This window comes from Erwinia sp. (genome assembly GCF_031978025.1).
GTDB lineage: Bacteria > Pseudomonadota > Gammaproteobacteria > Enterobacterales > Enterobacteriaceae > Erwinia.
On sequence record NZ_DALZCD010000116.1, the window covers coordinates 1 to 3,018 of the forward strand.

Genomic DNA, 3,018 nt, shown 5'->3' on the forward strand with positions numbered 1-3,018 from the left:
TGGGCGAACGCGTCAGTCGCCGTCGTCAGGACACGCGTCGCTCTATCAACCCGGCTGTGTTAATCCGCAACCTGGCGGAGCTACATCCGGGCCAGCCGGTCGTGCACCTTGAGCACGGCGTGGGCCGCTACATTGGCCTGACCACGCTGGAGACCGGCGGCATTACGGCGGAATACCTGATGCTGACCTATGCGGGGGATGCCAAACTGTACGTGCCGGTTTCCTCCCTGCATCTGATCAGCCGCTACGCGGGCGGCGCGGACGAAAACGCCCCGCTGCACAAGCTGGGCAGCGACGCCTGGTCACGCGCGCGGCAGAAAGCGGCAGAAAAAGTCCGCGACGTAGCGGCCGAGCTGCTGGATATCTATGCTCAGCGCGCGGCCAAAGCGGGCTTTGCCTTTAAGCACGATCGCGATCAGTATCAGCTCTTTTGTGACAGCTTCCCGTTTGAAACCACGCCGGATCAGGCGCAGGCAATTAACGCCGTGCTCAGCGATATGTGCCAGCCGTTGGCCATGGATCGCCTGGTGTGTGGCGACGTGGGCTTTGGTAAAACCGAAGTGGCGATGCGCGCCGCTTTCCTTGCGGTAGAAAACCACAAACAGGTTGCGGTGCTGGTGCCGACCACCCTGCTCGCCCAGCAGCATTACGATAACTTCCGCGATCGCTTCGCTAACTGGCCGGTGCGCATAGAAATGCTTTCACGCTTCCGCAGTGCGAAAGAACAGGCGCAGATTCTGGAAGAAGCGCGCGAAGGCAAAGTCGATATCCTGATCGGCACCCACAAGCTGCTGCAAAGCGAAATCAAATGGCGCGATTTGGGCCTGCTGATTGTCGATGAAGAGCACCGCTTCGGGGTACGTCATAAAGAACGTATCAAAGCGATGCGGGCCGACGTCGATATTCTGACGCTGACCGCAACGCCGATCCCCCGCACGCTGAATATGGCAATGAGCGGCATGCGCGATCTGTCGATTATCGCCACGCCGCCTGCCCGTCGTCTGGCGGTGAAAACCTTTGTGCGCGAGTTCGATAATCTGGTGGTGCGCGAAGCGATCCTGCGTGAAGTACTGCGCGGTGGCCAGGTTTATTACCTTTATAACGATGTTGAAAACATCGAAAAAGCCGCGCACCGCATTTCAGAGCTGGTGCCGGAAGCGCGCGTCGCCGTGGGACACGGGCAGATGCGCGAGCGGGATCTGGAACGGGTAATGAATGATTTTCATCATCAGCGCTTTAACGTGCTGGTGTGCACCACCATTATCGAAACCGGTATTGATATCCCGACGGCCAATACCATTATTATCGAACGCGCCGACCATTTTGGCCTGGCACAGCTGCATCAGCTGCGCGGCCGCGTCGGTCGTTCGCACCATCAGGCCTATGCCTGGCTGCTGACCCCGCATCCAAAAGCGATGACTACCGATGCGCACAAGCGCCTGGAAGCGATCGCCTCACTGGAGGATCTGGGGGCTGGCTTTGCGCTGGCGACGCATGACCTGGAAATTCGTGGTGCAGGCGAGCTGCTGGGCGAAGATCAGAGCGGCCAGATGGAAACCATCGGCTTTTCACTCTATATGGAGCTGTTGGAGAACGCTGTAGACGCACTGAAGGAAGGCCGGGAGCCCTCGCTGGAAGACCTGACCAACAGTCAGACCGATATCGAACTGCGCATGCCTTCGCTGCTGCCGGACGACTATATCCCGGATGTGAATACCCGCCTGTCGTTCTATAAGCGTATTGCCAGCGCGCAGCAGGAAGGCGAACTGGACGATTTGAAAGTAGAGCTGATCGATCGCTTTGGCCAGCTGCCGGATCCGGCGCGCAACCTGCTGGATATCGCCACGCTGCGCCTGCTGGCGAAAAAGATTGGCATCCGGCGTGTTGAAGCGAGCGAGAAAGGCGGCTTTATCGAATTTGCGGAGAAAAACAAAGCTGACCCGGCCTGGCTGATTGGCCTGTTACAGAAAGAGCCGCAGAACTGGCGACTGGACGGCCCGACTAAGCTGAAGTTTATTCGCGATCTTGGCGAGCGTAAGCTGCGTATAAAGTGGGTTCGTGAGTTTATGGGCCAGGTGCTGGAAAACGCCGCCTGACGGGAAAGCCGCGCGGCGGCCGTTGAAAATCTACCGGCAGGGTTTTATTTGCCGGTAGATTCAGTAAGCGGTGCCGCCTTCCTCAACGGCTTACTGACGACCCGCTACAGACCTTTGCAACAACCCTATTCATCGTTTGTGGATATTCCCAGCATAAAACCATCTATCTCTTCGATTTTTATCCTGAGCAGACCATTTTTGTGATGCGAGAATTTTTCCGATCCCAGCCGGAAGGCCACATCTGTCAGATGCAGAAAATTAAGGGGCACTGACGCTTCATCATCTTCGGGCGTGTAATACTCTTCGCCGGTACGCTTGAAATAGTTCGCTATGGCGTGATCGACGGTTCCTTCCTGCGCATCGCCAAAGAACTCGGCGATTTTTTCGTAGTATTCCTTGCCGGATATGGTATTTCCCGTTACCAGAGCGCCTTTAACAAACAGCGTAACGCCCAGGCCCACGCCCAGTTTGCTGGCAATGTTAGCAATGAAGTTTAGATCGGCGTCTCGCATTTTACTGGCGAACACGTTACTCATTTCACTTTGTTCAGACATACCTTTCTCCTTGCCGTCATGAAGGGAATTTATCAACTACCTTAATGAGTTTAGTGGATAACGGGTGGCTGACCAGTCAGATACGGTAGCCGACTCTGTCTCACCCGCAGTGCGGGTTATTTTTACTCGTCGAGTGAACGAAACAGGCAGGGCTGACAGGGATGTTGCGAAAGTATATGAGCGCACCGTAAGGCGATTGCGATTCCGTCTATAGCGGATTCAGCCTGTGCCGGTGGCTTAGAATAAGTTTAATGCGATTAATGCATTTTCTCGCCGGGCCGTATATTGCTGGCGGAGCAGCACTGTTTAACCGGGGAGGAATGCCAGGCCAATTTGTTCACCTAATAGGAACTGAGCGACCAGACAGA

Annotated in this window: 2 protein-coding genes; one reads left to right on the forward strand and one right to left on the reverse strand. The window is 55.8% G+C overall.

Annotated elements, in window-relative coordinates:
* The coding region (gene mfd, locus RTK32_RS11075) for a transcription-repair coupling factor (RefSeq protein ID WP_312043889.1) at positions 1–2,096 on the forward strand (2,096 nt) is incomplete at its 5' end.
* A 125-nt stretch (positions 2,097–2,221) separates the two neighbouring features.
* Here the strand turns inward: mfd and RTK32_RS11080 are convergent.
* Positions 2,222–2,650: a hypothetical protein gene (locus tag RTK32_RS11080; RefSeq protein ID WP_312043891.1), complete on the reverse strand. Its 429-nt coding sequence runs from the start codon at positions 2,648–2,650 to the stop codon at positions 2,222–2,224.
* Positions 2,651–3,018: the final 368 nt, after the last annotated feature.

Excerpts from the sequence above, each read along its gene's own strand:
- RTK32_RS11080 (WP_312043891.1), bottom strand. The coding sequence starts at position 2,650 with ATGTCTGAACAAAGTGAAATGAGTAACGTGTTCGCCAGTAAAATGCGA.